This window comes from Micromonospora sp. NPDC049366, from assembly GCF_044466625.1.
Taxonomy (GTDB): Bacteria; Actinomycetota; Actinomycetes; order Mycobacteriales; family Micromonosporaceae; genus Micromonospora.
On the sequence record NZ_JBITMV010000012.1, the window covers coordinates 131,287 to 153,414 of the forward strand.

The 22,128-nt window shown below is 71.8% G+C and carries 23 protein-coding genes; 16 read left to right on the forward strand and 7 right to left on the reverse strand.

Annotated elements, in window-relative coordinates:
- Positions 1–15 precede the first annotated feature (15 nt).
- Positions 16–771 carry a GH25 family lysozyme gene (locus ACIBTV_RS18545; RefSeq protein ID WP_396706359.1) on the reverse strand — a complete coding sequence of 252 codons (756 nt, stop codon included), beginning with the start codon at positions 769–771 and terminating at the stop codon, positions 16–18.
- Positions 772–984: 213 nt separating this feature from the next.
- Here ACIBTV_RS18545 and ACIBTV_RS18550 point away from each other — a divergent pair, with 213 nt between their 5' ends.
- From ACIBTV_RS18550 to ACIBTV_RS18565, 4 genes are all read left to right on the forward strand, one after another.
- Positions 985–1,728, forward strand: a complete 744-nt coding sequence (locus tag ACIBTV_RS18550) for a M50 family metallopeptidase (protein WP_396706361.1) — start codon at positions 985–987, stop codon at positions 1,726–1,728.
- Positions 1,729–1,842: 114 nt separating this feature from the next.
- Positions 1,843–2,826, forward strand: coding sequence for a ketopantoate reductase family protein (locus tag ACIBTV_RS18555; protein WP_396706363.1), 984 nt, complete (start codon positions 1,843–1,845; stop codon positions 2,824–2,826).
- Between the two features lie 63 nt (positions 2,827–2,889).
- Complete coding sequence (locus ACIBTV_RS18560) at positions 2,890–3,390, forward strand: SigE family RNA polymerase sigma factor (RefSeq protein WP_396706365.1); 501 nt, start codon at positions 2,890–2,892, stop codon at positions 3,388–3,390.
- Positions 3,383–4,264: a hypothetical protein gene (locus ACIBTV_RS18565; protein ID WP_396706367.1), complete on the forward strand. Its 882-nt coding sequence runs from the start codon at positions 3,383–3,385 to the stop codon at positions 4,262–4,264. Before ACIBTV_RS18560 ends, ACIBTV_RS18565 begins: the two co-directional genes overlap by 8 nt.
- Positions 4,265–4,391: 127 nt before the next feature.
- On the opposite strand, the gene ACIBTV_RS18570 is transcribed toward ACIBTV_RS18565, so the two are convergent.
- A complete protein-coding gene (locus ACIBTV_RS18570) occupies positions 4,392–5,975 on the reverse strand; it encodes an acyl-CoA carboxylase subunit beta (RefSeq protein WP_396706368.1) in 1,584 nt (527 codons plus the stop codon).
- Between the two features lie 115 nt (positions 5,976–6,090).
- On the opposite strand from ACIBTV_RS18570, the gene ACIBTV_RS18575 reads away from it, so the two are divergent.
- Both ACIBTV_RS18575 and ACIBTV_RS18580 read left to right on the forward strand, forming a co-directional pair.
- Positions 6,091–6,966 carry a biotin--[acetyl-CoA-carboxylase] ligase gene (locus ACIBTV_RS18575; protein ID WP_396706370.1) on the forward strand — a complete coding sequence of 292 codons (876 nt, stop codon included), beginning with the start codon at positions 6,091–6,093 and terminating at the stop codon, positions 6,964–6,966.
- Positions 6,967–7,156: 190 nt separating this feature from the next.
- Positions 7,157–7,729 carry a PH domain-containing protein gene (locus ACIBTV_RS18580; protein WP_396706372.1) on the forward strand — a complete coding sequence of 191 codons (573 nt, stop codon included), beginning with the start codon at positions 7,157–7,159 and terminating at the stop codon, positions 7,727–7,729.
- A 157-nt stretch (positions 7,730–7,886) separates the two neighbouring features.
- Here ACIBTV_RS18580 and ACIBTV_RS18585 read toward each other — a convergent pair whose 3' ends face one another.
- Both ACIBTV_RS18585 and ACIBTV_RS18590 read right to left on the reverse strand, forming a co-directional pair.
- Positions 7,887–8,609, reverse strand: coding sequence for a GtrA family protein (locus ACIBTV_RS18585; protein ID WP_396706374.1), 723 nt, complete (start codon positions 8,607–8,609; stop codon positions 7,887–7,889).
- A 63-nt stretch (positions 8,610–8,672) separates the two neighbouring features.
- On the reverse strand, positions 8,673–9,209 hold the full coding sequence (locus ACIBTV_RS18590; RefSeq protein ID WP_396706513.1) for a GtrA family protein: 537 nt from the start codon (positions 9,207–9,209) through the stop codon (positions 8,673–8,675).
- Positions 9,210–9,673: 464 nt separating this feature from the next.
- Here ACIBTV_RS18590 and ACIBTV_RS18595 point away from each other — a divergent pair, with 464 nt between their 5' ends.
- The 4 genes from ACIBTV_RS18595 (at position 9,674) to ACIBTV_RS18610 (ending at position 14,495) form a co-directional block, all read left to right on the forward strand.
- Positions 9,674–11,518 (forward strand): phosphoenolpyruvate carboxykinase (GTP), encoded by a 1,845-nt coding sequence (locus ACIBTV_RS18595; protein ID WP_396706376.1) that lies wholly within the window; start codon positions 9,674–9,676, stop codon positions 11,516–11,518.
- A gap of 37 nt (positions 11,519–11,555) precedes the next feature.
- Entirely contained in the window at positions 11,556–12,413 is an 858-nt protein-coding gene (locus tag ACIBTV_RS18600) for a hypothetical protein (RefSeq protein ID WP_396706378.1), read from the forward strand.
- A 137-nt stretch (positions 12,414–12,550) separates the two neighbouring features.
- Positions 12,551–13,693 carry a geranylgeranyl reductase family protein gene (locus ACIBTV_RS18605; RefSeq protein WP_396706380.1) on the forward strand — a complete coding sequence of 381 codons (1,143 nt, stop codon included), beginning with the start codon at positions 12,551–12,553 and terminating at the stop codon, positions 13,691–13,693.
- Positions 13,694–13,724: 31 nt separating this feature from the next.
- Positions 13,725–14,495 carry an isoprenyl transferase gene (locus ACIBTV_RS18610; RefSeq protein WP_091592316.1) on the forward strand — a complete coding sequence of 257 codons (771 nt, stop codon included), beginning with the start codon at positions 13,725–13,727 and terminating at the stop codon, positions 14,493–14,495.
- Positions 14,496–14,647: 152 nt separating this feature from the next.
- Here the strand turns inward: ACIBTV_RS18610 and otsB are convergent, their stop codons facing one another.
- From otsB to ACIBTV_RS18625, 3 genes are all read right to left on the reverse strand, one after another.
- Complete coding sequence (gene otsB / locus ACIBTV_RS18615) at positions 14,648–15,472, reverse strand: trehalose-phosphatase (RefSeq protein ID WP_396706383.1); 825 nt, start codon at positions 15,470–15,472, stop codon at positions 14,648–14,650.
- Between the two features lie 71 nt (positions 15,473–15,543).
- Positions 15,544–15,897, reverse strand: coding sequence for a hypothetical protein (locus tag ACIBTV_RS18620; protein WP_396706385.1), 354 nt, complete (start codon positions 15,895–15,897; stop codon positions 15,544–15,546).
- A gap of 162 nt (positions 15,898–16,059) precedes the next feature.
- Entirely contained in the window at positions 16,060–16,503 is a 444-nt protein-coding gene (locus ACIBTV_RS18625) for a helix-turn-helix domain-containing protein (protein WP_396706387.1), read from the reverse strand.
- Between the two features lie 264 nt (positions 16,504–16,767).
- Between ACIBTV_RS18625 and ACIBTV_RS18630 the strand changes: the two genes are divergently transcribed.
- The 6 genes from ACIBTV_RS18630 to ACIBTV_RS18655 all read left to right on the forward strand — a co-directional run bounded on the left by ACIBTV_RS18630 (position 16,768) and on the right by ACIBTV_RS18655 (position 22,122).
- On the forward strand, positions 16,768–17,112 hold the full coding sequence (locus ACIBTV_RS18630; RefSeq protein ID WP_396706389.1) for a hypothetical protein: 345 nt from the start codon (positions 16,768–16,770) through the stop codon (positions 17,110–17,112).
- Between the two features lie 31 nt (positions 17,113–17,143).
- Positions 17,144–17,476: a hypothetical protein gene (locus tag ACIBTV_RS18635; RefSeq protein ID WP_396706391.1), complete on the forward strand. Its 333-nt coding sequence runs from the start codon at positions 17,144–17,146 to the stop codon at positions 17,474–17,476.
- Positions 17,477–17,902: 426 nt separating this feature from the next.
- Positions 17,903–19,318, forward strand: coding sequence for a PhoH family protein (locus ACIBTV_RS18640; protein WP_396706393.1), 1,416 nt, complete (start codon positions 17,903–17,905; stop codon positions 19,316–19,318).
- Between the two features lie 275 nt (positions 19,319–19,593).
- Entirely contained in the window at positions 19,594–20,268 is a 675-nt protein-coding gene (locus tag ACIBTV_RS18645; protein ID WP_396706395.1) for a lytic transglycosylase domain-containing protein, read from the forward strand.
- A 113-nt stretch (positions 20,269–20,381) separates the two neighbouring features.
- Positions 20,382–21,035 carry a rhomboid family intramembrane serine protease gene (locus ACIBTV_RS18650; RefSeq protein ID WP_396706397.1) on the forward strand — a complete coding sequence of 218 codons (654 nt, stop codon included), beginning with the start codon at positions 20,382–20,384 and terminating at the stop codon, positions 21,033–21,035.
- A gap of 118 nt (positions 21,036–21,153) precedes the next feature.
- Positions 21,154–22,122 (forward strand): NAD(P)/FAD-dependent oxidoreductase, encoded by a 969-nt coding sequence (locus tag ACIBTV_RS18655; RefSeq protein ID WP_396706399.1) that lies wholly within the window; start codon positions 21,154–21,156, stop codon positions 22,120–22,122.
- The last annotated feature ends 6 nt before the right edge of the window (positions 22,123–22,128 follow it).

The window sequence follows — 22,128 nt, forward strand, 5'->3', positions numbered from 1 at the left end:
ACCTCCCCACGTGGATCAGGGCGTGTTGTTGGCCAGGGCGATCAGGCGGGAGCGGTCGCCGTTCCAGTAGTTGCGGTCGACGTTGCCGCTGATGCCGGAGACGGCGCCGGTGCTCGTGTACTGCCAGAAGCTCCAGACGGGGGCGCCGGCCGGCAGGGTGCCGGGCGCGCTCGCCCAGCGGGCCACCCACAGCGGGTGGTTGGCCCACGGGCCGGTCCAACTGCCGGTGCACTGGTTCCAGAAGCTGGTCGTGGTGTAGATGACGGCGTAGCGGCCGGTGCGGGAGCGGTAGGTGTTCAGGAAGTCCTGGACCCAGTTGCGCATGCCGGTGGTGCTGAGGCCGTAGCAGTAGCCGCCGCTGTACGGGTTGGCCTCCAGATCGAGCGCGGCCGGAAGGGTACGGCTGTCCGCCGACCAGGCGCCGCCGTTGGACGCGAGGTAGTTCGCCTGGACCGCGCCGGAGGAGATGTTGGGGCGGGCGAAGTGGTACGCGCCCCGGATCACCCCGGCGTTGTACGCGTTCACGTAGTTGGCGTTGAAGTTCGGGTCCTTGTAGCTCGTCCCCTCGGTGGCCTTGATGAAGGCGAACTGGATGCCGGCGTTGCGCACGCTCGTCCAGTTGATGCTGCCCTGGTAGTGCGACACGTCGATGCCGGGCACGGTGGCCGCCGAGGCCGGACCGGCGGTGGCGACCAGTGTCGCGGCGGCGGTGGCGAGGATGGTGGCGCCGGCGGCGAGGAGCCGGCGCAGGGGGGATCTGGTGGGGGTCATGGATGCCTCCAGGAGGACGCCATCAATTGACGTCCATCTTTGGAGGTAAGCGCCCTAGATCACAAGAGGCGCAAAAGAAACTTTCATCGACGGCGTTCGAGGAGTGGTCGGCCCGGACGTGGCGTACCCGGTCGGATGCGGCGCGTGACGAGCGCGGTGCCAGCGGTGGACGGGGCGTACGGCGCGGTGGGCAGGCCGGTAGGCTCGCGCCCCATGGTGTCGTTCGACGGGCTCACCGACCTCTGGGACCGGCTGTTCGGCGCGCAGCCCGACCCGCCGCCGCTGCTGGTCCTGATCACCGCCCTGGCCGCCCTCGTCGTCGTCTCGACGCGGCTGCCCTGGCGGATCGCCCGCAACGCCGTCACCATCGCCCACGAGGGCGGTCACGCGCTGGTCGCCCTGCTCACCGGCCGGAAGCTGCGCGGCATCCGGCTGCACTCGGACACCTCGGGGTTGACCCTCTCCGCCGGCCGGCCCAGCGGCCCCGGCATGATCCTCACCCTGCTCGCCGGCTACGTCGCCCCACCGCTGGTCGGGCTGGCCGGCGCGTGGCTGCTCGGCGGCAACCGCATCACGCTCCTGCTCTGGGTGGCGGTCGCGCTGCTGCTGGCCATGCTCGTGATGATCCGCAACGCGTTCGGGGTGATCTCGCTGCTGGTGACCGGCGGCGTGGTCCTCGCCGTGTCCTGGTACGCCTCGCCGCAGGTGCAGGCGGCGTTCGCGTACGCCGGGGTGTGGTTCCTGCTGCTCGGCGGGGTGCGGCCGGTGGTGGAGCTCCAGCGGGTGCGCGCCCGGGGTCGGATGCCGGCCTCCGACGCCGACCAGCTCGCCGGGCTGACGCCGTTCCCCGCGTTCTTCTGGGTCACCGTGTTCGCCCTGGTGAACGTGGCCGTCCTGCTGGCCGGTGCCCTCCTGCTGGCGGGCCCGATCCTGACCGAGGCCGGCCTGACCGGGTGAGCTCTCGACGATCATGCAGTTGTGGTGCCTCACAAAAGCCGCCGACCGCGCCAAAACCTGGCACCACAAGTCCATGATCGACGGGGACCATGACGGGGATCGGAGGGGCCGGGCGTGCGGTATCTGGTGGTGGGGGCGGGGGCTGTCGGGGGCACCGTGGGGGTGCGGTTGGCCTCGGCCGGATATGACGTGACGGTGGTGGCGCGGGGGGCGCACCTGGCGGCGATCCGCGAGCGCGGCCTGACCCTGCGGCAGCCCGAGGAGGAGCGGACGCTCCGGCTGCCCGCCGTGGACGGGCCCGGCGACCAGCCACTGCCCGCCGACACCGTGCTGGTGCTCACCGTGAAGTCGCAGGACACTGCGGCGGCGCTCGCCACCTGGGTGGACGCCCCGGTCGCCGGGGGTGGGACGGCCGGACAGCGGCTGCCGCTGCTCACCGCCCAGAACGGCGTCGCGAACGAGCCCGCCGCGCTGCGCCTCTTCGCGCGGGTCCACGGCGTGTGCGTGTGGCTGCCCGCCACCCACCTCGAACCGGGCGTGGTGGTGGCCAACGGCCACCCGCACCCGGGCATGCTGCACATCGGCCGCTATCCGTCCGGTTCGGACGACACCGACCGCGCGGTCGCCGCCGACCTGACCGCCGCCGGCTTCGTCGCGCCGGTGCGGTCCGACGTCATGCGCTGGAAGTACGGCAAGCTGCTCGGCAACCTCACCAACGCGCTCCAGGCGCTGTTCGGTCGGGACGTACCGGACGGCCTGGCGGAGCGCATCCGGACCGAGGGGGAGGCGGTGCTCGCGGCGGCGGGGATCGCGCACACCGACCGGGCGGAGGAGACGGCCGAGCGGGGCGACCTCGTGCAGCACCGGCCGGTCGGCGGCGAGCAGCGGGCCGGTGGCTCCACCTGGCAGAGCCTCGCCCGGGGCGCCGGCTCGGCCGAGACCGACCACCTCAACGGCGAGATCGTGCTGCTCGGCCGCCTGCACGGCGTCCCGACGCCGGCCAACGCGGCGGTGCAGCAGGCGGTACGCCGGGCCGTGCGGGAGCGCATCCCGGCCGGCGAGTTCCCCCGGGCCGAACTGGCGAAATTGCTCGGCTGAGCGGGCAACCGCCGGCACCGGCCGGCGCGTGTCCCCTGCGACCGTCACGGGGGAGGTAGCCAGGTGCCGGACGTCGAGGGGTTCGACGATTTCTACCGGGGCAGCCGGCAACGCCTGCTCGGCTTCGTCTACGTGCTCACCGGCAACCTCGCGGAGGCGCAGGACGCGGTCCAGGAGGCGTACATCCGGGCCTGGCAGCGCTGGTCGACGGTGAGCGGCTACGACGATCCGGAGGCCTGGACCCGCGTGGTGGCCACCCGGATCGCGGTCAGCCGGTGGCGCAGCCTGCGCAGCCGCGCCCGCGCCTACCTGCGGCACGGTGCCGTCGAGACCACCCCCGGCCCCGGCACGGAGACCGTCGATGTGGTCGCCGCGCTGCGCAGGCTCCCCGAGGAGCAGCGCACCGCGATCGCCCTCTACTACCTGCTCGGCATGCCGGTCGCCGAGGTGGCCCGGGAGACCGAGGCGCCGGTCGGCACCGTCAAGGCCCGCCTCTCCCGGGGGCGAGCCGCGCTCGCCGGGCTGCTCGCCGTCTCTGATCTGGAGGAGGCCGCTGATGCGTGACGACCTGACGTTCGCCGAACGGGTCCAGCGGGACCTGCACGATGTGCGGTGGCCCGGCCCGGAGGAGCTTCGCGCCCGCGCCCGGCGGCGCAGCCTACGGACGGTGGTGGCGACGACCGCCGTGGTGGCTGTCACCGGGGTCTGTGCCGTCGCGCTCGCCCGGCCCGGCGGATCCCCGGCGCCGTCCCCACCGGCCGCCTCGGCCGCGCCCGACAGCACCCCGACCCAGCACGAGATCACCACCGACGCTCTGCTCCAGCCGGCCGACCTGGCGCGCCCGGTCGAGGTGAAGCTCAGCCAGGCGGGCCTGGGGGAGCCGGTCCGGGTCGACGCCGTGCTCGATCAGTGCCGGGCGAGCCTGGGACTGCCGGAGGGTTGGCAGGTCTCCCGCCTGTCCCGTTCACAGACCCTGCTCCGGGCGCGTCCCGCCGGCACCGAGCCCCGCAACGCCGACGTCCTGGTGATGCAGGACGTCTACCGGCTGGGAACACAGGACGAGGCGACGCTCGCCCTCCTGACCCTTCAGCATCTGGTGGACCCGTGCGACGAGTGGCGCAGCCGCGGGCCGTACGACTGGAAGGGGCAGAGCGGTACGGCGGAGGTGGTGCACCGGTGGCAGGTCCAGCCGCTGGAGTCCGGGGGCAACGGCGGGGTCCTACTGCGCCACACCATGTCCCGGGCCCGGGACGTGATCACCGGCGCGACGTTCGGCGACGAGACGCGCCCGACCGACACGGCGGTGGTGCAGGTCGGCGATCTCGTCTCGGTGCTCAGCCTCGGTCGCGACGGCACCGAGGCGGAGCTCCAACAGTTCGCCGTCGCGGCCGTGGCCCGCATGTGCGCGAACGCCAACGCCCCGCCCCCGAACTGCTGAGGGCGACGCGGTCCCCGTCGATCGCGACCAAGGGAGATCGCGCACCGTCAGGGAAAGTGTCCCCTCCCGACAGCGGGAGGCCACTCTTTCCCTGACGTTGCGCGGATCAAGGGAACCGGATCCCGCGTTACAGCGGGATGTTGCCGTGCTTTTTCGGCGGGAGGGTCTCGCGCTTCGTCCGTAGCACCCGCAGCGCCCGCACGATCTGCGTACGGGTCTCGTGCGGCGGGATGACCGAGTCGACGTACCCGCGCTCGGCCGCCACGTACGGGTTGGCGAGCGTGTCCTCGTACTCGGCGATCTTCTCGGCCCGCACGGCCGCCGGATCCTCCGCGCCGGCCAGCTCCGAGCGGTAGAGGATGTTCACCGCGCCCTGCGCGCCCATCACCGCGATCTGCGCGGTCGGCCAGGCGAAGTTCAGGTCGGCGCCGAGGTGCTTGGAGCCCATCACGTCGTACGCCCCGCCGTAGGCCTTGCGCGTGATGACGGTGACCTTCGGGACGGTGGCCTCGGCGTACGCGTAGATGAGCTTGGCGCCCCGGCGGATGATGCCGTCCCACTCCTGCCCGGTGCCGGGGAGGAACCCGGGAACGTCCACAAAGGTCAGCACCGGGATGTTGAACGCGTCGCAGGTGCGGACGAACCGGGCGGCCTTCTCCGACGCGGCGATGTCGAGCGTGCCGGCGAAGTGCATGGGCTGGTTCGCCACCACGCCGACCGGCCGCCCCTCGATCCGGCCGTAGCCGACCACGATGTTCTGCGCGTACAGCGGCTGGACCTCCAGGAACTCACCGTCGTCCAGCACGTGCTCGATCACCCGGTGCATGTCGTACGGCTGGTTGGCCGAGTCGGGGATCAGCGTGTCCAGCTCCCGGTCGGCGTCCGTCACCGACAGCTCGGCCGGGGCGTCGTACACGACCGGCTCGTCGAGGTTGTTCGACGGCAGGTACGACAGCAGCGCCTTCACGTACTCGACCGCGTCCTCCTCGTCCGTCGCGAGGTAGTGGGCGTTGCCGCTGCGGGTGTTGTGGGTGCGCGCGCCGCCCAGCTCCTCCATGCCCACGTCCTCGCCGGTGACCGTCTTGATGACGTCCGGGCCGGTGATGAACATGTGCGAGGTCTGGTCGACCATGACGGTGAAGTCGGTGACCGCCGGCGAGTAGACCGCGCCGCCCGCGCAGGGGCCCATCACCAGGGAGATCTGCGGGATGACACCGGAGGCCCGGACGTTGCGGAAGAAGATCTCGCCGTAGAGGCCGAGGCTGACCACGCCCTCCTGGATCCGGGCGCCGCCGGAGTCGTTGATGCCGATGACCGGGCAGCCGATCTTCATCGCCAGGTCCATCACCTTGACGATCTTCTCGCCGAAGACCTCGCCCAGCGACCCGCCGAAGACCGTGAAGTCCTGTGCGAACACGCAGACCTGCCGGCCGTCGATGGTGCCGTAGCCGGTGATCACCCCGTCGCCGTACGGGCGGGTCTTCTCCAGCCCGAAGTTCGTGGACCGGTGCCGGGCCAACTCGTCCAGCTCGACGAACGAACCCTCGTCGAGCAGCAGCTCGATCCGCTCGCGAGCGGTCTTCTTGCCCCGGGCGTGCTGCTTCTCGACGGCCCGCGCCGACCCGGCGTGCACCGCCTCGTCGACCCGGCGCTCCAGGTCCGCCAGCTTGCCCGCAGTGCTGTGGATGTTGGTCCCGGTCTCGGTAGTCACCCAGGGAATATAACGATGGTTCAGGTCGCCGCCGCTGTGCAGTTCGCCTCAGCTGCCGCCGGGGCTTTCCCGTACGCCCCGCGGGTCGTCCACCTCAGGGCCGTAGGCTGGCGGAATGCCGGGCTCGCCGTACACCGATCTGGACCGCCCGCCGCTGTCGGCGGCGCGGCTGCGGCGCGCGCTGGTCACCCCGTACGGGCCGTGGAACCGGCTGGAGCTGCGCGCCGAGACCGGCTCGACCAACGCGGACGCGGCCGAGGCCGCCCAGGCCGGCGAGCCGGAGGGTCTGATCGTGGTCGCCGAGCGGCAGACCGCGGGGCGCGGGCGGCGCGGCCGGGTGTGGCAGTCGCCCCCGCGGGCCGGCATCGCGACCAGCGTCCTGCTCCGGCCGGGTGAGGCCGTCCCGGAGCGCGGCTGGCCGGCGGCGCCCGCCACGGCGTACGGCTGGCTGCCGCTGCTGGCCGGCGTCGCGCTGGTCGAGGCGGTGGCCCACCTGGCCGAGCTGGACGCGGTCCTCAAGTGGCCCAACGACCTGCTCGTCGACGGCGCGAAGTGCGCCGGGATCCTCGCCGAGGCGGTGCCGGGCGCGTCCCCGGCCCAACCGCCGGCCGTGGTGCTCGGCATCGGGCTCAACGTCACGCTCCGCGCCGACGAGCTGCCGGAGAATCCGACCGGGCTGCCCGCCACGTCACTGCAGCTCGCCGGCGCTGCGGCCACCGACCGGGACCCGCTGCTGCGGGCGTTGCTGCGCGCCGTCGCCGACTGGTACGACCGTTGGCGCACCGCCGGTGGGGACGCGGAGACCAGCGGGCTGCGGGAGGCGTACGTGGCCAACTGCGCCACGATCGGCCTGCCGGTGCGGGTGCTGCTGCCGGCGGGCGAGGAGCTGACCGGCACGGCGACCGGTGTGGACGCGGACGGCCAACTGCTGGTCGACACCGCCACCGGTCCCCGCCGCCTGGCCGCCGGCGACGTCCTGCACCTCCGCTAGCCCCGCCCCTCTCCCGCGCCGGCTGCCCGCGATCGTGCAGCATCGGCCCCGCCGAACGGGGCAAAGGGCACAAAACGGGGGCCCAAAGTGCAAGATCGCGGGGGAGGGTGTGGGCCGGGCCGCGCGGCTGATGGTCGGATGTGCGGTGACCGGTTACGGTCACCGCGTCCGTTCCTGCGAGGAGGTTTCCGTGGCGTTCCCTGAAGACGTGCTCACCGAGGACGAGCATGTCGTGTTGCACCTGCACCCGCACTGGAAGGCACTGATCCGGCCGGTCGTCGTGCTGGTGCTCGCCGTCGCCGCGGTGGTGGCCGGCGTGCTGCTGCTCCCCGAGGGTGGCGGTGGGTCGATCGCGCTGGCCGTGATCGGAGTGGTCGCTCTCGTGGCGGTCGTCTGGTTCGCGCTCTGGCCGTTCCTGGTCTGGCGCACCACGCACTACCTGTTCACCAACGAGCGGGTGCTGCTCCAGCACGGCGTCTTCTCCCGTGACCGGCGGGACATCCCGCTCACCCGGGTCAACGACCACTCGATGAGCCAGCGGTTCGTCGAGCGGCTCCTCGGCTGCGGCACGCTCACCATCGAGTCTGCCGGTGAGCGCGGCCAGTCCGTCCTGGCCGACGTGCCCGGCGTGGGCCGGGTGCAGACCAAGCTCTACGAGCTGGTCGAGGCGCAGCACGACAAGCACTCGCTCGGCGACGGCGAGATGCGCGAGATTCTGGCGGACATGAGCGAAGGCAAGCCCCTCCGCGACCCCTCCGCCTGACTACCGCCGCCGCCCTCCCCACCCCGCCCGCCTGCACGCGGTGATCATGAAGTTGTTGCCCCGACACGCCGTGGTCGGCGGCAATAACTTCATGATCAACGGGGCGGCGCCGGGTGGTCACGGCGCGGGTTGGGTGGAACGGGGCGGCGCCGGGTGGTTAGCGGCGTGGGGGGCGGCGGGTGATGGCCTGGAGTTCGGCGGCCAGTTCCGCGTCCAGGTCCGCGCCGGCCGGGCGCGCGTCCAACGGCATCGGTCGTCCCTGTGACGGGGCTCCCGGGCCGGCGGTCGGCGCGGCGGCGGTGCTGCCCGGCTGGCGGCCACCCGGTGGTGGCTGGGACTCCTCCAGCTCGGTCACGGACTCCGCCAGCTCGGCGACCGGGTCCATCTCGGCCATCGTGTCCCATTCGTCCCGCGGCAGGCGGTGCCAGTTCTTCTCGTTCGGGTCCGGCGCGGGTTGGAAGACGAACGTGCGGTAGGACCAGAACCGGAACATCGTGCCGAGCAGCACACCACCGGTCTTCGCGATGTTCAGCGCGAGCAGGCTGGTCACGCCGAGGCCGTACTTGGCCGCGGCGAGGACGCCCAGCTCGATGAGCAGGCCGGTCGCGTTGAAAAGGAAAAACAGGGCGTACTCGCGCCGAAGTGCCGACTTCGGCCGGTCCCGGTACGTCCAGTGACGATTCATCAGATACGACGTGATTGTCGCCACCACGGTGGCGATCACGGTCGCCTTCAGTTGGCCGTCGACGAAAACGGTCAGTGCGAGTGCGTTGAACACCGCGTAATTGATGACGGTGTTGATGCCGCCGACGATGCCGAATTTGAGCGCCTCGTGGGTGAACTTCTGCCAGCGCTCAGGCAGCAGACGGACAAGACGCATGCGGAACACCTTAGGACAGAGGATTGAGCCGGCAGGTTCCGGCCGGACGGAGTGGGCCGCAGGTCACGCCCCGCGGTCTCGGTCGTGCGTCGCTTCCGGAGCGGTCTGGGTTCCCGCTTCCACGAAGACGAACCGCCGGTAGGACCAGAATCGGAAGAGGGTCCCGAGCCCGGTGCCGACCACGAAGCTCGCGATGTTGTCGGCCAGTGGGGTCTGGAACACGCTCGGCCAGATGCTGCCCAGCCCGTAGCGGCTGATGGCGAGGACGGCCACCGCGATGCCCAGGCCGACCCCGTTGAAGAAGAAGAAGAGCGCGTACTCGCGGGCGGGGTTGTTGCGCTGCCGGTGCCGCCAGGTCCAGAACCGGTTGCCGACGAACGCGATGGTCGCCGCGATGACCGTGGAGATGGTCTTCGCCGTCACCTGCTCCATGCCCTGGCCCGCGGTCAGGAAGTTGAAGAGCGCGAAGTCGATGAGGAAGGCGACGCCGCCCACGGTGGCGAACTTGCTCAACTCGTGGATGAGGTGACCGAAGCGGTCGAGCAGGGCTCGGAGCGGGCTTCTGCGGGTGCGCGAAGGACCGGGCTGGTCTCCGGTCATCGTCGCGGCCACTCGGCGAGCCTACCGGCTGACGTCATGTCGCACGGGTAGCAACGGCGAGCAGGGGCGGCCGGCATGGGCGGGCCGCCCGGAGTCCGCGGTGGACATGAACGCAGCGTAACCGCACCGACGGCGCGGCGGGGTCGGACCGGCGGAGTCCGGCCGTTCGGGGACGACCGCGTCGAGGGATGCCGAGCGGTCCGGCGGCGGTCTCCGTATCGGGACGCGATCCGAGGTTCGCCGAAGGATTTGCGTGAAACTGCGCGCAAAAACGGGTATCAGCACGCGATGCCGCAGCGTGGCCGTACCTTGTGCAGTTCTTCACAACCAGTCCCACTGACTCGGAGACCGGCCCGGTTTACGCTGGGCGCAATCCCAGGTTTCCACGAAGGCGAAGCGGTTCCCGCCCGCCGAGACTCGTGCATCCCATAGTTCGGTCAGCGTCGACCACAAGGAGATGTGTCATGGTTGCTCCGGCTGTTGTTCGGGGTATCGATCAGGCCCCGACGTCCCATCCCAAACTGCTCGCCTGGGTCCGTGAGGTCGCGGAACTGACCACCCCCGACCGGGTGGTCTGGGTGGACGGGTCCGACGAGGAATGGCGCCGCCTCACCGACGAACTGGTCGAGTCCGGCACGCTGATCCGACTGAACCCGGAGAAGAAGCCCAACTCCTTCTACGCGCGCACCGACCCGTCGGACGTCGCCCGGGTCGAGGAGCGCACCTACATCTGCTCGGTGGACGAGGCGGACGCCGGCCCCACCAACAACTGGATGGCGCCGGCCGAGATGAAGCGCGTCATGACGGACCTCTACCGGGGTTCGATGCGCGGCCGGACGATGTACGTCATCCCGTTCGTCATGGGCCCGGTCGAGGCGGAGAGCCCCATGTTCGGCGTCGAGATCACCGACAGCCCGTACGTGGTCGCGTCGATGCGGATCATGACCCGGATGGGTCGGGCGATCCTCGACGCGATGGGCGACGACGCGGACTTCGTGCACGCGCTGCACTCGATCGGCGCTCCGCTCGCCCCCGGCCAGCAGGACGTGCCCTGGCCGTGCAACGAGACCAAGTACATCTCGCACTTCCCGGAGACGCGCGAGATCTGGTCGTACGGGTCCGGCTACGGCGGCAACTCGCTGCTCGGCAAGAAGTGCTACTCGCTGCGGATCGCCAGCGTGATGGGCCGCGATGAGGGCTGGCTCGCCGAGCACATGCTGATCCTGAAGATCACGTCGCCGGAGGGCCGCGTCTACCACATCGCGGGTGCCTTCCCCTCGGCCTGCGGCAAGACGAACCTCGCCATGCTGGAGCCGACCATCCCGGGTTGGAAGGTCGAGACCATCGGCGACGACATCGCCTGGATGCGGTTCGGCCCGGACGGCCGCCTCTACGCCGTCAACCCCGAGTACGGCCTCTTCGGCGTGGCGCCCGGCACCGACTGGAAGACCAACGCCAACGCGATGCGGACGCTGGACCGGGGCAACTCCATCTTCACCAACGTCGCGCTGACCGACGACGGCGACATCTGGTGGGAGGGGATGGGTGAGCCGCCGGCGCACCTGATCGACTGGAAGGGCAACGACTGGACGCCGGACAGCGAGAGCCTCTCGTCGCACGCCAACAGCCGCTTCTGCACCCCGATCACCCAGTGCCCGATCCTCGCCGACGACTACTACGACCCCAACGGGGTGCCGATCGACGCGATCCTCTTCGGCGGCCGCCGCCGGGACACGATCCCGCTGGTGACCGAGGCCCGCGACTGGGTGCACGGCGTCTACATGGGTGCGACGCTCTCGTCGGAGACCACGGCCGCCGCGTCCGGTGCCGTGGGTGTGGTCCGGCGCGACCCGATGGCGATGCTGCCGTTCATCGGCTACCACGCCGGTGACTACTTCCGGCACTGGATCGAGATGGGCAAGGGCGCCGACGGCGACGAGTCCAAGCTGCCGCGCATCTACTACGTCAACTGGTTCCGTAAGGACCCGGAGGGCGGCTTCCTCTGGCCGGGCTTCGGCGAGAACTCCCGCGTGCTCAAGTGGATCGTCGAGCGGATCGAGGGCAGCGCCGACGCGGTGGAGACCCCGGTCGGCATGGTCCCGGCCCCCGACGCGCTCGACGTCGACGGGCTGGACATGACCCCGGAGGACGTCCGGATCGCGCTGAAGGTCGACCCGGACGAGTGGCGCAACGAGCTGCCCCTGGTCACCGAGTGGTTCGAGAAGTTCGGTGACAAGCTGCCCGGGGTGCTCTGGGCCGAGCTGGACGCGCTGCGGGCCCGCCTCGACGCGGAGCAGCCACAGCGCTAGGTGTGCCGCGCGCCCGCGCGGGGCATCATCGGATCCCATGAGGACGGCCGCCGAGACCGAGGTCCGGCGGCCGTCCGCCGTCCGGGCGCTGACCACGCTGCTGGCCGTGACGGCGGCGGCCACCGTCGTGGTCGAGCTGCTCAACTGGTGGTACGCCCCGGAGCAGGGTTTCGGGCTCGCCGTACGGACCGGCTGGGCGATGCTGCGCTCGGTGGGCTTCCTGGTGCTGATCGGGCACGTCCGTCGGGGTCGGACGGTCGCCCGGCCGTTCGGGCTGATCCTCGCGGTGACCACGGTGTTCGCGGTGGGCCGGTTGATCGTGCCCCGGCAGGGGGTGCCGCCGCTGCCCGGGGTCCTCGGTTTCGCCCTGCTGACCGGGCTCTGCGTCGCCGTGGTGTGGCTGCTCCACCGCTCGTCCGCGCTCGCCGGGCACCTGGTCCGGCACCGTCCCCGCCTGGTCATCGACCGCTCGGGCATCTCGTGGCGCGAGGTGGCGCCCCGCCGACCCGAGGCGAGCGGTTGGCTGCTGACCAGCCGGGTCGCCGCGTTCACGTACAGCCCGCTGATGCTCGTACCCTCGCTGGTCGCCGGCGGTGCGGTGCTGGACGGGCGGCTCCTCGCCGTGCCCGCGGTGGCGTTCTGGTTCGGCGCGGGCATCGTGACCAGCTACGCCGTGCTGCTCTGCACCGCCTTCCTGATGCGCGGTAGACGGTGGGCCCGTGGCCTGTTGGTCGCCGTCACCGTGCTGGTGCTCGCCGTCGACCTGCCGCTCTGCCACTGGCTGCTCGGTGTGGACGGCCTGGTCCGCGACGGCGGCCCGCTGGTGGCCGCGGCCACCATCACCCTGTACGCCCTCTGGCGCGCCAGCCGGGCCGACCGCGCCGCCGCCGTCTGACGCGCGGCGCCGGCCGGCCCGTCACCCGGGCGTGCCGGTGCGGTATCGGCGATCGTGAGCGTCCACCGGGCAGGATGGGCAGGCGGGGGAGCAGCCGACCCGGCCGTGCCGGGCCACCGCCGGAGGAGGGCGACGCGATGGGTGACGACTTCGACGTGGCGGTGGTCGGGGCCGGCCCGGCCGGTGCGGCGGCCGCGCTGGCGGCCCGGCGGGCGGGTGCCCGCGTGCTGCTGCTGGACCGGGCGGACTTCCCGAGGGACAAGGCATGCGGCGACGGGATCGCGGCCCATGCCTTGGAGGTCCTCGACGAGCTGGGCGTACGCGACGCGGTGGCCGGCTACGCCCCGCTCCCGGCACTGCGCCTCATCGGCCCGGGCGGCGACGCGGTCGCGCGGAAGCTGCCCCGGCCGGCGTACACGGTGCCCCGGGAGGTCTTCGACGCCCGGCTGGTGGCCGCCGCGGTGGCCGCCGGGGCGGAGCTGCGCCGGCACACCGTACGCCGGATCGAGCAGCACGGTGACCGGGTCGTCCTCGACGGGGAGCTGACCGCGCGGGCGGTGGTGGGGGCGGACGGGGCCGGTTCCGTGGTCCGGCGGGCGCTCGGGCACCCCGTGAACCCGGACCGTCACCTGGCGCTGGCCATCCGAGGGTACGCGCCGGCGTTGCCGGGGCCGCCCGAGCAGCTCATCGTGACCTCGGGGCGGCGCTGGCCGGCGTACGCCTGGTCGTTCCCGATCGGTGACGGCCGCGCGAACGTCGGGTACGGAGAGGTGCTGCGGGGCGAGCCGCTGACCCGGCAGTACCTGCTCGATCGGCTCGCCGCCCTGCTGCCCGGCACCGACCCGGCGGCCGTTGACGGGCTGCGCGCGCACCACCTGCCGCTGTCCACCCACCGCCCGTCACCCGGCCGGGGGCGGGTGCTGCTGGCCGGGGACGCGCTCTCGCTGATCAATCCGTTCACCGGCGAGGGGATCTTCTACGCCCTGCTCTCCGGGGCGCTGGCCGGCGCGGCGGTGGCCGGTTCGCCGCAACGGCCCGTCGCGCGGTACGTCGACGCGCTGCGCCGCCGTCTCGGCACCCACCTGCGGCACAGCTCAGCGGCGGCCTGGCTGGCCCGGCGGCACTGGGTGGTCGACGCCGCGGTCCGGGCCGCGCGGCGCGACGACCGGGTCTACCGGACGGTAGTGGAGCTGGGGCTCGGCGACGGACGGCTCGACGGCCGCACCCTGGCGATGATCGGCCTCGGTCTGGTTTCCCAGGATGGCCCTCCGAGGCGGTAATTCCTCCGGCAGGTCGCTACGCTGCTAGGTGATGTCTCTGCGGAACCTTATCTACTCCGTGTACGAGCGCCGTCTGACGGCCAAGCTCGCGGGCAAGCCAGTGCCCCGGCATGTCGGAGTGATGTGCGACGGCAACCGCAGGTGGGCCAAGGAGATGGGCTTCGTCGACCCGAACGACGGACACCGGGTCGGCGCGGCCAAGATCAAGCATGTGCTGGGCTGGTGCGACCAGGCGGGCATCGCCCACGTCACCCTCTACCTGTTGGCCACCGACAACCTGCGCCGGCCGGCCAGCGAGCTCGACCCGCTGCTCCAGATCATCGAGGACCTGGTGGTGGAGCTGGCGGAGGAGGGCAACCCGTGGCGGCTGCGGATGGTCGGCGCGCTCGACCTGCTGCCCGCGCAGACCGCCGCCGCGCTGAAGGCGGCCGAGGAGCGCACCCGGGACCGCAGCGGCGGGGCCGAGGTGAACATCGCGGTCGGCTACGGCGGTCGGCGGGAGATCACCGACGCGGTCCGCTCACTGCTGCTCGAACACGCCGCGTCCGGCGGCACCATCGAGGAGCTGGCCGAGGTGCTGGACGTCGAGCACATCGCCGAGCACCTCTACACGCGCGGTCAGCCGGACCCTGACCTGGTGATCCGGACGAGCGGTGAGCAGCGCCTCTCCGGCTTCATGCTCTGGCAGTCGGCGCACTCCGAGTTCTACTTCTGCGAACTCAACTGGCCCGACTTCCGGCACATCGACTTCCTCCGGGCGCTGCGCTCGTACGCCAACCGCCAACGCCGCTACGGCGCCTGACCCCGGCCCCGCCGGCCCCTCCGGTCCCCGGCCCTCCGGCCCGACGATCTTGCATTTTCGGCCCTCAGGGTGACCGTTCTGCCGGATATGCCGGGCATCAAGTGCAAGATCGCGAGTAGCGGGGGCGTCACCGCGGCGCGCGCGGGGGCGGGTCAGGTCAGGTGGTGGGTGGCTTCGGTGAGGAAGTCGCCGAGGGCGGCGGGGGAGTCGATCGTGAGGTCGGCGGCGTCGGCGACCTCCTGCCCCGTCTCCGGGTTGGCCACGGCCACGCAGACGCCGAAGAAGTCCGGATCCGCGGCGGCGCGGGCGCGCAGCGCGGCGAACGCCTTGATGTCGGAGACGTCGTCGCCGAAGTACCAGGCGCCACCGGCGTCCCGGATCACCTCACCGATCACCATGCCCTTGTCACGGTCGACCGGCGGCTTGAGTTCGAGCACCATGCGGCCCGCCTGCACGCGCAGCCCGAGCCGGTCCGCCTGGGTCCGGCCCCACTCCTGCACGGCGTCGCCGAGCTGCGGGGCGGTGCGCCAGTGCAGCGCCACGGAGAGCCGCTTGAACTCGACGAGCGTGCCCGCCGGCAGCTCGGCGCGGGCCAGGTCGGCGAGCTCGGACATGGTGGGCACCCAGGGCAGGGCCGCCGGCTCGGTGACCGTCTCGCCACCGGAGTGGCTGTGCTCGAGGCCGTAGAGGCCGTAGAGGTCCACGCCGTCGAGACCGCCGAGGTGCTCCCGGAGGAACTCGACCGGTCGGGCGGAGACGATCGCGATCCGCCGGACCAGCGGGGCCAGCGACTCGATCGCGGCCAGCACCTTGGGCGCGGGCTGCACGGCGGTCGGGTCGTCGTCTACCGGCGCGAGAGTTCCGTCGAAGTCGAAGAAGAGCACGGTCCGGGCGGCCCGACCGGCGGTCGTACGCCAGGCCTCATCGGCGTTCAACGGAGTCCTCGGCTGCTGGTTGCCCACATTCAACGGCGGCACGCGCGTCAGCGTACCCCGGCTCGGGCGGCTCATTCGTGGCCGAGAGAAGCCCCTCGGCGGGGGCGTACGGGTCAGCGTTCGGCGGCTCCCCGACCCCGGCGCCCGAACGGCACGATCGCCGCGTCCTGCCCGTGGCTGAGCAGGTAACCCTCGACGAAACCGGTGTTGCGATCACCGGTGTGCGACTCGATCTCGTCCAACCGGGCGACGAGGAACTCGGTGAGCGCGCTGATCCGGTCGTTGAGCCGCTCGTGCAGCTCGGCCAGGACCGCCAGCACCACGGAGGTGCCGGCGATGGTGAGCGCGAACAGGTTGACGAGCAGGGGAAGCTGCCCGCCGTTGACCGCGAGGGTCACCGCGTTACCGGTGACGCACAATGTCACCGACACCGTGGCCACCACGACTGCCAACCATTTCAGGGTCATGGACAGACCCCTCCTTCTGTCCCGCAGGGCTGGGTTCGGCCTTGTCCCGTCCCCCCGCCGACGACGAGCCCAAGCAGTACGAATAGGGACGCTAGCGTGCGCGTTCCGGCCCCGGAGCGAAACGAATGAGTCTGACCTGCCGTTCTTTCGCCATCTGAGGAACTAGCCGGCCTGTTGCTCTCGCTTTCGGGCATCGAGCGGGAGGGTGGGGCGGTAGGCGAGGTATCGAATGGTTTCCCGGATGTGGAATTTCTCCGCATCGGACACGTCGGGATCGACCAGCCGGCGCAGCAGTGCCTCGACGTCCGGGTCCATCGGCGGGGGCGGTTGGTTGCCGCGCGGAGCCGCGGCCGTGCGGTCCCACCCGAGGGCCGCGAACGCGGTGGCGGGGTTGAGGCCGAGGCCTTCGCAGAAGGCGACGACCCGCTCCGCCTCGGGGTCGCTGGCCCAGTCGCCGCGGACCCACCGGTTGATGGTCTGGCGGGAGACGCCGGTGCGCCGGGAGACCTCGGTGCCGCTCCATGCCCGGGTCGCGCGCGCCTCGTCGAGGGCGCGCCGGACGAAGGTGGCGAATGCGATCTTCCGGGCGTTGGCCGTCTCGGTCACCTCGTGACGGTACGACCAGTCAGCTCGGGATGGGGAGCCCGGCACGCTACTGTCACGCGAACGTGACGGCACTCTCGGGTTCCCGGTAAACGATCCAGCAGCGCTTTTGAGGGGCCTCACCCGGGCAGAATAGATGCCCGTAGGTGTCGGGGTAAACAGACGAAAAGCTGATACTGTCACGTCCATGGGACATCCTACGGTGTGTCACGTGCCTGAGACGATTGGTGCTCACATGCGTCACGCCCTCGGTGCAGGGGAGGTGTGGTGACCGAACTCGCTACCCGCGCCCAGGCCTTCGGCCTGATCGCCGAGGGCGTCGAGGCCGGCCTCAGCGCCCCCTGGCGCCTCTATCTCGCGCGGGGCTGCCGCTACCTCTCGTTGAGCGTGGGCGACCGGGCCGAGTGGAACGCCTGGCGGACCCACCTCGGCTGCCCGGAGCTGAGCGTACGGGTCTACGACGCCGGCGGGGAGATCCGGCGCTCGTCGGTCGCGGAGGTCGTCGTGGACGGCTGCCGGATCAGCGTCGAGCTGGTCGAGGAGGTCAGCACCGACGACCTGGACCGGCTGCTGGTCGCCGATCCCACCACGGTAGAGCCGGAGGAACGATGACCCGGCACCCGCGGCGCACCGGAGCCGCCCGATGAGCCCGTTCCTCGCGATCTTCCTGGTGCTCGTGCTCGGCGCCGCCAGCTATGCGGCGGGGCGCCTGCACGGGCAGCTCAGCTACCGCATCGGCTACCGGTTCGGCTACCGGCAGGGCTACTTCGACGGTGACCGTGGCGCCTGGAACCGGCGCCGTCGGGACGCCCAGGCGGCCATCGCCTCCGCCCTGTCCACGCCGCCGAGCACCCTTCGGGTGAGCGGGACGGTCGCCGCCCCCGGCACCACGTACACCGGTTCGTCGTTCACGGCGCCGGCCGCCCCGGTCACGGGGCGGCACCCGACCGGCACCCTGGTCCGACGGACCGGCTGACGGCCGCCGGGGCCGTCCAGCGGGCCTCGGGCGTCGTCGACCAGGCACGGTGCGTCGTCCGCGGCGGACACGCACCGTCGGGGCCACGTCAGACCGGTGACGGTGGTCCCACCGGCCGGGATGCGCGCAGGGGGCATGCATCCCGGCCGGCTCCGCCGCCCGTGGCTCGGCAGCCGGCGCGCCCGATCGCGCCGGCTGCCGCGGGTGGACCGCCGCTCACGTGCCGGTCTCCGGTGATCCACGATCGCCCTCTAGCCGGGATGCCCGGACCCGGCTAGCGTCTAGGCATGGCACGGGGTTCTCCCGGGCCAACCGGTTGCCCGGACCTGCGACCTCGCGCACGGGGCCCGCATCCGACCCCGTGTCCCCCGGGCACCGGAGGAGGCGGAACGCGGGTGGCGGGTGCCCACCTGCCGGAGCAGGCCTGTGACGACTCGCCGTACCACCGCCGGTGCCGACCAGACCCCGGCCGCGACTGCCACGACCCGCCGAGCCACCCGGAGCCGCCGCACGGCGGCCACCGCGCCGGCCGACAGCTTGGAGCCTCGACCAGACGGCCAGGTCTTCGTCCTGGACACCTCGGTCCTGCTCTCCGACCCCGCGGCCTTCCACCGCTTCGACGAACACGAGGTGGTGCTGCCGCTCGTGGTGATCTCCGAGTTGGAGGGCAAGCGGCACCATCCGGAGCTTGGCTGGTTCGCCCGCCAGTCGCTGCGCATGCTCGACGAGCTGCGCGTGCGGCACGGCCGGCTGGATCGGCCGGTGCCCGCCAACGAGGCCGGCGGCACCCTGCGGGTGGAGCTCAACCACACCGACGACGGGGTGCTGCCACCCGGCTTCCGCACCGAGTCCAACGACGCCCGCATTCTCTCCGTGGCGCTCAACCTGGCCACCGAGGGCCGGTCGGTGACGCTGGTCAGCAAGGACATGCCGCTGCGGGTCAAGGCCGCGTCGGTCGGCCTGCGGGCCGACGAGTACCGGCACGGCCAGGCCAGCGACCCGACCTGGACCGGCATGGCCGAGCTGGAGCTGACCGAGGAGCAGATCGGTCGGCTCTACGCCGGGGACGCCCTCGACGTGGACGAGGCCGCCGGGCTGCCCTGTCACACCGGCCTGGTGCTGCACTCCGCCCGTGGGTCGGCGCTCGGCCGCGTGCTGCCGGACAAGACCGTACGGCTGGTCCGCGGCGACCGGGAGGCGTTCGGTGTGCACGGCCGCTCCGCCGAGCAACGGATCGCCCTGGACCTGCTCCTGGACGAGTCGATCGGCATCGTCTCGCTCGGCGGCCGGGCCGGCACCGGCAAGTCCGCCCTGGCGCTCTGCGCCGGGTTGGAGGCGGTGATGGAGCGGCGCCGGCACAAGAAGGTGATCGTGTTCCGCCCCCTGTACGCCGTCGGCGGCCAGGAGTTGGGCTATCTGCCCGGTTCCGAATCGGAGAAGATGTCGCCCTGGGCGCAGGCGGTCTTCGACACCCTCGGCGCGGTGGTGCACGAGAACGTGCTGGAGGAGGTCACCTCGCGCGGCCTGCTCGAGGTGCTGCCGCTGACGCACATCCGTGGGCGCAGCCTCCACGACGCCTTCGTGATCGTGGACGAGGCGCAGTCCCTGGAGCGGGGGGTGCTGCTGACCGTGCTGTCCCGGATCGGCCAGGGCTCCCGGGTCGTCCTCACGCACGACGTGGCGCAGCGGGACAATCTGCGGGTCGGTCGGCACGACGGCGTGACCGCGGTGATCGAGGCGTTGAAGGGGCATCCGCTCTTCGCTCACGTCACGCTCAGCCGTTCGGAGCGGTCGCCCATCGCCGCGATGGTGACGGATCTACTGGAGGACATCCCGACCTGACGGGCGTTTGATGGCGGTTTGTCCGCATTTTGCGTGTGGTGCAGGTCACAAAGCTGTCTCTTGGTTTCCCATCGGCCTCACCGTGCGCGATGGTGTCCCACGAGCGTCCACGCACCGGAAAGATCGCCCAGGATCGTTCGTCACACGCGGAACGGGATCGGCGGGGACCGGTACGTCGGCTGCGGCCGGCATCGGTCGGGGCGCTCACGACGCGGGACCGGCCCCCGCCGGCCCAGGCCGCGTCGTGTCCTTGCCCCCGACGAAGGGACCACTTCGTGAGTCGGCTGTGGAGCCGGTTGGGTGCCCGTACGGCCGCCGTCGCACTGCTCTCCGTGGGTGTTGCCGGCGGCTTCTATCTGGGCGAAGACCGGGAGACCCAGCAACAGGGCCTCACCGCGCAGGTCGGCGCCGAGGTCGACCAGGCCGAGTACGAGTACCAGCGTGAGCGGCACGCCGCCCACCAGGTGCAGTCCGCGCGGCAGCGGGCGGCCGAGTACCAGGCCAAGCTCCGGGCCGCCGAGGCGGCCAAGGAGGCCGCTGACCGGGCCAAGCGGGCCGAACAGGCCGCGGCATCCCGCAAGCGCGCGCGGGACGCGGCGAACGCACCCGCCAAGCCGTACGACGGGCCGATACCCGAGTCCTGCTCGGAGTACAGCGGCAACCGGGCGATCGGCTGCGCGGAGATGCTCAAGATGTTCCCCATCAAGGAGTTCCCCTGCCTGGAGAAGCTCTGGACGAAGGAGAGCGGCTGGAACCACAAGGCCAAGAACTCGTCGTCCGGCGCCTACGGCATCCCGCAGGCGCTCCCGGGTAGCAAGATGGGCTCGGTCGCCGACGACTGGCAGACCAACCCGGCCACCCAGATCAAGTGGGGGCTGGGCTACGTCAAGGGCCGCTACGACACGCCCTGCGGGGCTTGGACGTACTTCCAGAACAACGGCCACTACTGATCGGTCGTGGACGGCGGGGCGGGTGGTCGACCACCCGCCCCGCCGCCGCGTACGGGGCCGGACGGGCGGGACGTGAGTGGCGGCCGGCGGAGATTGCTGATAGCTCTTGGGGGGTGACCCTGCTCCCCGGAAGCGGCGACCCGACCCGGTTCGGCACCGAGGCGTTCTACGCGGCGCTCGGCCGGGCCTTCGTCGCGATGTGCGCGGTGGTGCCATTCCTCTTCCTCATCGAGGCCGTCGACCAGGGTCTCGGGTTCGGCCTGGACGCCACCGCCGGCATCATCCCGCACCGCATCGACGGCCTTGACGGGGTCTTCTTCTCTCCGTTCCTGCACCACGGCTTCGACCACCTCTACAGCAACAGCATCCCGCTGATCCTGCTCGGCACCTTCGTGCTCGCCGCGGGTGCCCGCCGGTTCCTCTGGTCCACGCTGGTGATCATCCTGGTCAGCGGGCTCGGCGTCTGGTTCACCGGCTCGTCCAGCACGGTGGTGGTCGGCGCGAGCGGCGTCATCTTCGGCTACCTCGGCATCCTGCTCACCCGGGGCATCTTCGAGCGCAGCTGGTGGAACTTCGCCGTCTTCCTCCTGGTCGGCCTGCTCTACGGCTGGCAACTGGTCGGCATCCTGCCCACCGACGACCGGATCTCCTGGCAGGGGCACCTGTTCGGCCTGCTCGGCGGCGTGGTCGCGGCCATCGTGTTCCGTCGCCGCCGCAACGACCGTGGCGGCCCCGACCACTCCGAGTCCTCACTCACGCTGCCCTGACGAGTCCCCGGGCGCGCGCCCGCGCGCCGTTCGCGGGACATGCTTGCCCGCGGGGCACCCGCGCCCTACCGTCGGCATCAGCACGCGTTGATCCGCGAGCGGGAAGCGACGGTACGCCATGCGCGAGGTCGATGTCGCCGTGATCGGGGCCGGTCCAGCCGGTCTCTTCGCCGCGTACTACGCCGGGTTCCGAGGGCTCTCCGTGGCGGTGATCGACGCGCTGCCGGAGCCCGGTGGGCAGGTCACGGCCATGTACCCGGAGAAGCTGATCCTCGACGTGGCCGGCTTCCCGTCGATCAAGGGCCGCGACCTGGTGGCCAACCTGGTCGCCCAGGCGGCTCCGTTCGCGCCCCGCTACCTGCTCGGCACCCGGGCGGAGAAGCTGACGTACGCCGACGGGACGCCGGTGCTCGGGCTCGCCGGCGGCGAGCAGCTGCGGTGCGGCGCGGTGGTCATCACCGGTGGGCTGGGCAGCTTCACGCCACGGCCGCTCCCGGTGGCCGAGGGCTTCGTGGGCGGCGGGATCGTCTACTTCGTGCCGCAGCCGGCCGAGCTGGCCGGCCGCGACGTGCTGATCGTCGGTGGGGGCGACTCCGCCTTCGACTGGGCCTTGACGCTGCATTCGCTGGCCCGCTCGGTGACGCTCGTGCACCGTCGGGAGAAGTTCCGGGCGCACGCCGCCACCGTCGCGCGGGTGCTCGCGTTGCCGATCCGGGTGGTGGTCAACGCCGAGGTGACCCGCCTGCACGGTGACGACGCGGTGACCGGCGCGGAGATCACCGTACGCGGCGCCGCCGCGGAGACGCTGCCGGTCGACAGCGTTGTCGCCGCGCTCGGCTTCACCGCCGACCTCGGCCCGCTCACCGAGTGGGGGCTGCGGCTGGACCGGCGGCACATCGTGGTGGACAGCACGATGGCGACCAACCTGCCGCGGGTCTTCGCGGCCGGCGACATCACCGAGTACCCGGGCAAGGTCCGCCTGATCGCCACCGGCTTCGGTGAGGCGGCGACGGCGGTCAACAACGCGGCGGTCGTGATCGACCCCGCCGCCCACCTCTTCCCGGGCCACTCGTCCGACGCCGGGTGACCCCGC